Source organism: Burkholderia sp. Se-20378 (assembly GCF_017104665.1).
GTDB lineage: Bacteria > Pseudomonadota > Gammaproteobacteria > Burkholderiales > Burkholderiaceae > Burkholderia > Burkholderia lata.
In genome coordinates this window covers 1-6,475 of the sequence record NZ_JAAGPG010000469.1, presented here as the reverse complement: position 1 = coordinate 6,475, position 6,475 = coordinate 1, and the positions used below count along the sequence as shown (strand labels likewise).

7 protein-coding genes are annotated in these 6,475 nt (G+C 68.5%); 6 read left to right on the top strand and 1 reads right to left on the bottom strand.

Annotated elements, in window-relative coordinates; genetic code table 11:
* The 6 genes from G3N93_RS31535 to G3N93_RS31510 all read left to right on the top strand — a co-directional run.
* Nucleotides 1-336, top strand: a 336-nt coding sequence (locus G3N93_RS31535; RefSeq protein ID WP_241026769.1) for a DUF3156 family protein, incomplete at its 5' end; no start/stop codon positions are given.
* A 63-nt stretch (nucleotides 337-399) separates the two neighbouring features.
* Complete coding sequence (locus G3N93_RS31530; RefSeq protein WP_043181328.1) at nucleotides 400-1,338, top strand: helix-turn-helix domain-containing protein; 939 nt, start codon at nucleotides 400-402, stop codon at nucleotides 1,336-1,338.
* Between the two features lie 167 nt (nucleotides 1,339-1,505).
* Nucleotides 1,506-2,714 carry a porin gene (locus G3N93_RS31525; RefSeq protein ID WP_174937157.1) on the top strand — a complete coding sequence of 403 codons (1,209 nt, stop codon included), beginning with the start codon at nucleotides 1,506-1,508 and terminating at the stop codon, nucleotides 2,712-2,714.
* A gap of 338 nt (nucleotides 2,715-3,052) precedes the next feature.
* Nucleotides 3,053-4,291 carry an ABC transporter substrate-binding protein gene (locus tag G3N93_RS31520; RefSeq protein ID WP_041493231.1) on the top strand — a complete coding sequence of 413 codons (1,239 nt, stop codon included), beginning with the start codon at nucleotides 3,053-3,055 and terminating at the stop codon, nucleotides 4,289-4,291.
* Nucleotides 4,292-4,325: 34 nt separating this feature from the next.
* Complete coding sequence (locus G3N93_RS31515) at nucleotides 4,326-5,195, top strand: carbohydrate ABC transporter permease (protein ID WP_174945852.1); 870 nt, start codon at nucleotides 4,326-4,328, stop codon at nucleotides 5,193-5,195.
* Nucleotides 5,192-6,052: a carbohydrate ABC transporter permease gene (locus G3N93_RS31510; protein ID WP_174945850.1), complete on the top strand. Its 861-nt coding sequence runs from the start codon at nucleotides 5,192-5,194 to the stop codon at nucleotides 6,050-6,052. Before G3N93_RS31515 ends, G3N93_RS31510 begins: the two co-directional genes overlap by 4 nt.
* Before the next feature lie 32 nt (nucleotides 6,053-6,084).
* Here G3N93_RS31510 and G3N93_RS31505 read toward each other — a convergent pair.
* Nucleotides 6,085-6,475 (bottom strand): substrate-binding domain-containing protein (locus tag G3N93_RS31505; protein ID WP_206134708.1); only part of this gene is annotated, 391 nt, incomplete at its 5' end.

Here is a 6,475-nt window from a genome sequence, read left to right as displayed (position 1 = left end):
CCGAGTCTCTTCCGATCTACGGGCTGGCGGCGCGGTAGGGGCAGCGACGCGGTGGCCGTGCCGGGATGCGACCCCGGATTCGTCGACACGCTGGCCGCGCTGGTGGCCGAGCCGTCGCTGGCCGACGCGCTGCGGCCGCTGCACCTGACCGACTGCACGATCGACGCGCACGACGGCCGCTGGACGCTCGCGATCGTGCCGTTCGGCGGCAGCGAGGTCGTGAACCGGATGCCGTCGTTCCGCCGCTACGTTCGCCTGACGGGCGAGCAGGCCGCCGCGCTGTCGGCGGCCTGTCTTGCGTTCGAAACCGCACTACGCAGGATTTTGCACGGGTAAGCTGTGGCGTTGCGCGCCGGGGAAGCCCGGCGGCCGCGTTTAGGGGTTTTACCGGAGATGCCGATGCTGTTCCAGTCACGCTCACACGAAGACGTGCACGATCACGGGCTCGCGATCGCGGGCTGGCATCAGGTCTACCGCCAGATGACGCCGGGCCGCTTCAAGGGCACCGTCACGCAGGTGCTGTACGATGATTTCCACTTCTTCCGCGAAACGACCAACCGGCGTGTCGCGCAAACCGGGCTCGCACCGGCCGGCCGCACGTCGCTCGCGGTGCCGCTGTCCGTGCCGCTTGCGGGTACGTTCCAGGGCCAGCCCATCGACGGCTATGCGCTGCTCGCGCTACGCGCGGGCGAGGATTTCGAATTCCACACGCCGGAAGGGATGGGGCTCGTCGGGATCAGCGCGGCGTCCGACATGGTCGACGAGCTGTGCGAAGCCGAATTCGGCGCATCCGGCGCACGCAAGCTGCGCCACGTGACGCGATTGTCCGACGAGCAGGGCGTCGCGCTCGGCGTGCGGCTGTCGGCGCTGATCGACGACGCGCAGCGCAATCCGGGCCACCTCGAATACGCGGCTACCCGCAAGATGTTCCGCGACGCGATGCTCGGCATGTTCCTCGACGCGCTCGAGCAGGGCATCGGCGTCGAGCGCCGCGACATCACGCACGCCACCTACAGCGACATCGTGAGCCGTTGCGAGAAGCATCTGCGCGACCGGCCCGAAGAACCCGTCACCGTGCTCGAACTTTGCCGGGCGCTGCGCTGCAGCCGCCGCACGCTGCAAACGAGTTTCCAGCGCGTGGCCGACGTCACGCCTGTCGGCTATCTGCGCACGATCCGGCTGAACGCGGTGCGCCGCATGCTGCGCACGACGTCCGTGCAGCAGCTCGGCGTCGGCGAGGCCGCCGCGAGCTGGGGGTTCACGCACCTCGGATATTTCGCACGCGAGTATCGCGACCTGTTCGGCGAGCTGCCGTCCCAGACGACGCGCCCCGAATGACGCACGCGCACCGCGACGCTGCCGTCGGGCGCCGTCACGGGCAACGCGCGCCACTGTTTGCCGATTTGCGATAGAGGTCCTGAATTTTCGCTGGATAGAGTCCTGTCACCCATATCGATAACCCCATCGATCTGCACTGCGAATCGATGACAACAGAGGGGCGGGACATGAAGATCGGACGACGACTGGCCGCGGCTGCGGCGACGCTGGGTTGCATGCACGCACACGCGCAGACCTCGGGCAGCGTGACGCTGTACGGCACCGTGGACACCGGCATCATCTACTCGACGAACCAGCAGTTCACGCGCGCCGACGGCAGCACGGGCGGCGGCCATGCGTGGCAGATGGGCGGCGGCAACCTCGTGCCGTCGCGCTTCGGCTTCCAGGGCGCCGAGCCGCTCGGCGGCGGGCTCAATGCGGTGTTCACGCTCGAGCAGCAGTTCCTGTCGGCGAACGGGCAGGCGCTGCAGGGCGGCACGGCCTTCAGCCGGCAGGCGTGGGTCGGGCTGCGCCAGGACGGGATCGGCACGCTCGGCCTCGGCCGCCAGTACGACTCGTACACCGACATGCTCGGCGCGTACGTGTCGAGCAACAACTGGGCGACGCCGTACGGCTCGCACCTCGGCGACGTCGACAACCTGAACGCCGCATTCAACTTCAACAACGCAGTGAAGTTCACCAGCGCCGATTTCAACGGCCTCACGTTCGGCGGCACGTTCAGCTTCGGCGGGCAGGCCGGCGATTTCTCCGCGAAGCGCGGCTATGCGGTGGCTGCGACGTACACGCGCGCGCCGGTCGCGTTCTCGGTCGGCTACCTCGACCTGCACCAGCCGCTCGACGCGGCGCTCGGCGGCGCGAGCGGCTATATCGGCGATTTCGCGTGCAGCAACCCGGGCGCGATGTACTGCCTGCTGCAGGACGCCGGCTCGATGCGCGCGTTCGGCGCGGGCGGGTCGGTCACGTTCGGCGATGCGACGATCGCGCTCACCTATACGCATACGCGCCTCGGCGACAGCCGCTATTTCTCGACCACCGCGCAGCCGCGCACGCAGGCGTTCACGTTCGACATCGGCGAGCTGAACGCCACGTACATGTTCACGCCCGCGCTGCAGGGCGGTGTGGCCTACATCTTCAACGCCGCGCATACCGATGGGCGCGGCACGACGCGGTTCCACCAGGTGAACGTCGGCACGAACTACAGCCTGTCGAAGCGCACGGCGCTGTATGCGGTCGCGATCGGCCAGATCGCGAGCGGGAAGGGGCTCGGCACCGACGCGGACGGCAACGCGGTGAACTACGCGCAGATTCCGGTGCTCGCGAACAGCAACTCGAGCCGGCAGCTGGCAGTGATGGCCGGGATCCGCGTGAACTTCTGACCGTCTGCGGCGCTGGCGCCAGTCCATCGATGGAAAGCGATGCTTGAAAAAAATCGCCCGTATGCTTGACTGAACGGGCGAGATTGATGGAAACCATTATCGCGAGCCATGGCGTGGAAGGTCGGGAGCGGCTTTCCCGCCATTTTCATCAGGAGCCGGATCGTTCTGTCCGGCGCACCTTACGCGTGTCCCGGATTGCCCGGCTTGCCGCTTGCCACAATACCTTCACGGTCGACGTGAACAATGGCGACGCTTCAGGCGACCCGACGTGTCGCCCGCGTTGCACACGTGTGCAACGAATGGTTGTCCCGCTATAAACGCCGATCGAGAGAGACCACATGACCCTGCTGAGCCGCCTGCGCGCGCTGTCCGCCGCCCTTGCGCTGTCCTTCGCCGCCACGCACGCCGTTGCCGCGGATCTCGTCATCGCAGGCCGCGACGACATTTACGGCAAGGGGCTGGCCGACGCCGTCGCCGGTTTCAACAAGTTGCACCCGGGCACCGAGATCGAGTTGCTCAAGCTGCCGAACGCAAACCTGTACCAGAAGCTCAAGCTGTCGATGCGCGAAGGCACCGGCGCATACGACCTCGTGATGATGGACGACACGTGGGCGCCCGAATTCATCGGCAACGGCTGGCTGAAGCCGCTGCCGGCGTCGCTCGCGGACGCCGATCTCGTGCCGTCCACCGTCGCGCTCGGCCGCAACGCGGCCGGTGCGCTGTACGCGCTGCCGATCGTCGGCAACGTCGAGATGTTCGCGTACCGCAAGGACCTGCTCGCGAAGTACAAGCTGCAGCCGCCGCGCAACTGGGACGACGTGCTGAAGATCGCGCAGACCGTCGGCGGCGCGGACAAGAGCGTGTCGGGCGTCGTGTTCCGCGGCACGAAGGGCAACCCCGTCGTGACGGGCTTCCTGCCGATCCTGTGGGCCTACGGCGGCGACGTGTTCGACCACGCCGGCAACGTGACGATCGATTCGCGCGAAGCGCAGGCCGCGCTGAAGACCTTCCTCGCGCTGAAGGCGTCGGCGCCGAAGGACGTCGACGTGTACGGCGCGGCGGAAGTGCGCGATGCGCTGCAGCGCGGCACGGCCGCGCAGTCGATCGAGGTGTGGCCGGCGTGGGTGCCGGCGCTCGACGATCCGAAGCAGTCGCGCGTGGTCGGCCAGATCGCGCTGCAGCCGCCGCCCGGGCAGACCGCAGGCCCGGCGCCGATGCTCGGCATCTGGCAGATGGGCATTCCGAAGGACGCGCCGCACGCGAAGCTCGCGCAGGATTTCCTCGCGTACCTGACCGCACGCGACACGCAGACGCGCCTCGCCGGCATCGGCATTCCGCCGACCCGCCGCAGCGTGTTCAACGATCCGGCGCTGGTGCGCCAGTACCGCTGGTATCCGGATCAGTTGAAGGCGCTCGAAGCCGGCCGTGCGCGGCCGCGCGTGAAGGACTGGCAGCAGGTCGAGAGCATTCTCGGCGACCAGCTGCAGCTCGCGCTGACCGGGCAGGCCGCACCCGACGCCGCGCTGCGCCAGGCGCAGCAGAAGATCGCGCAGGCGACGGCCGCGGCCGGCAAGTGACGGCTCGCCTCGACCCATCGCCGGGATACCGCGCATGAAAGCCTTCGGCCGCAGCCTGCCGTTCGTCGCGCTGCTCGGGCCCGCGCTGCTGGTGCTCGCCGCGCTCGCGCTGTATCCGGTCGCGCAGGTGCTGATCGACTCGTTCTGCCAGGTCGACTACTCGGCCGGCCGGCGCGCGTTTGCCGGGCTCGCGAACTATCGCGCGGTGCTCGGCGACGACGCGTTCACGGCCGGGTTCGGCAACACGCTGCGCTTCACGATCGTCGCATCGCTCGCCGAAGTCGCGCTGGGCTTCGGCCTCGCGCTGCTGTTCGTGCGCGCGTTTCCGGGCCGGCGCATCGCGCTGCCGCTCGCGATCCTGCCGATGATGCTGTCCACGCTCGTGTGCTCGGCGATCTGGCGCAACTGGCTCAACTTCGACGGCTTCCTGAACGCGCTGCTCGCGGCGTTCGGCATCGAAGGCGTGCGCTGGCTGTCCGATCCGCATCTCGCGCTGTGGTCGCTCGCGCTCGTCGACGTGTGGCAGTGGACGCCGATGGCGTTCCTGATCGTGCTCGCCGGGCTGCAGTCGATCCCGCAGGAGCTTTACGAAGCCGCGCGCACCGACGGCGCGAGCGAGTGGCAGTGCCTGCGCGACATCACGCTGCCGCTCGCGGCGCCGCAGATCGGCCTTGCGATGCTGCTGCGCTCGATCGACACGTTCAAGCTGTTCGACAAGGTCTATGCGCTGACGGGCGGCGGCCCCGGCAACGCGACGCAGACACTGTCGACCTATATCTACGACACGGGCTTCCGCTTCTTCAACGTCGGGCCGGCGAGCGCCGCGTCGGTGCTGATGCTCGCGGCGTCCGCGCTGCTGGTCTCGGGGTACGTATGGCAGACGGTTCGCAAGCGGCGCGCATGACGGCGCAATCCGCAGGCATCACGGGCGCACGAACGGGCGCCGCTTTCGGGCGCGCAATGCCGTGGGCGCTGCGCATCGCCGCGCTCGCGCTGTTGCTGCTGCCGTGCCTGTGGATGGCCGGCGCGGCGTTCATGCCGACGCTCGAACGCCTCGATCATCCGTTGCGGATCTGGCCGGCCGCGCCGACCTTCGAGCATTTCGCGTCGGTATGGTCCAACGGCATCGGCGCGCCGCTGTTCAATTCGCTGCTGGTTGGTTTTGGCACGACGTTGCTCGCGCTGGCGCTCGCGTTTCCGGCCGCGTACGCGCTCGTGCGGCTGCGGTTCCCGGCGCGGCTCGACCTGCTGTTCCTGGTGCTCGTGCTCGCGTTGAAGCTGATGCCGCCGATCACGATCGCGGTACCGCTGTTCGCGCTCGCGAAGCGGCTGCACCTGCTCGACTCGACGCTCGGCCTGATGCTCGCCTACCAGATCTACGCGCTGCCGATGGCGATCTGGATGTTGCTCGCGTTCGTGCGCGACGTGCCGATCGAATACGAGGAAGCGGCCTGCATCGACGGCGCAGGGCTCGCGCGGCGGCTCGTGCAGATCGTGTTGCCGTTGTGTGCGCCGGGGCTGATCGCGACCGCGATCTTCGTGTTCATCGCCGCGTGGAACGAATTCCTGATCGCGCTGCTGTTCGTGTCGACGCCGAGCCGCTTTACGCTGCCGCTCGCGATTGCCGGCTACGTGACGGAGAACGGCATCGACTGGGGCGACTTGATGAGCGCCGGGCTGATGGCGTCGCTGCCCACGCTGGCCGTGGCCGGCTATGTGCAGCGCTACCTGTTGCGCGGGTTCGCGGGCGGGTTGAAGTGACGCGCGGCGTCGCCGCGCCCGATCTCTTCTTGTTATGCGCAGCTGGCCCGCACCACCTGCGTGACCGGCACGATGCGGGTGCGCGACGGGCCGTCGAACGTCTGCATCCGGTCGGCGAGCAGCTCGACTGCCGCTTGCGCGAGGCCGCGCGTGTCCTGACGGAGCGTCGTGAGCCGATAGGCGTCGTATTCGGCGGCCGGGATGTCGTCGAAGCCGATCACGCGCACGTCGTCCGGCACGCGCAACCCGAATTCGCTGCGCGCGACGTCGATCACGCCGAGCGCGAGCAGGTCGGACGAGCAGAACACGCCGTCGGGCCGCATGCCGTTCGCGAACAGTTGCCGCGCGGCTTCGACGCCGCTTGCATGGGTGTCGGACGGCGTGTCGAGCACGTGCGCGAGCGTCGCATCGAATGCGTCGCCA

Coding starts and splice junctions, on each gene's coding strand:
- G3N93_RS31530 (WP_043181328.1), top strand. CDS start 400: ATGCTGTTCCAGTCACGCTCACACGAAGACGTGCACGATCACGGGCTC.
- G3N93_RS31525 (WP_174937157.1), top strand. CDS start 1,506: ATGAAGATCGGACGACGACTGGCCGCGGCTGCGGCGACGCTGGGTTGC.
- G3N93_RS31520 (WP_041493231.1), top strand. CDS start 3,053: ATGACCCTGCTGAGCCGCCTGCGCGCGCTGTCCGCCGCCCTTGCGCTG.
- G3N93_RS31515 (WP_174945852.1), top strand. CDS start 4,326: ATGAAAGCCTTCGGCCGCAGCCTGCCGTTCGTCGCGCTGCTCGGGCCC.
- G3N93_RS31510 (WP_174945850.1), top strand. CDS start 5,192: ATGACGGCGCAATCCGCAGGCATCACGGGCGCACGAACGGGCGCCGCT.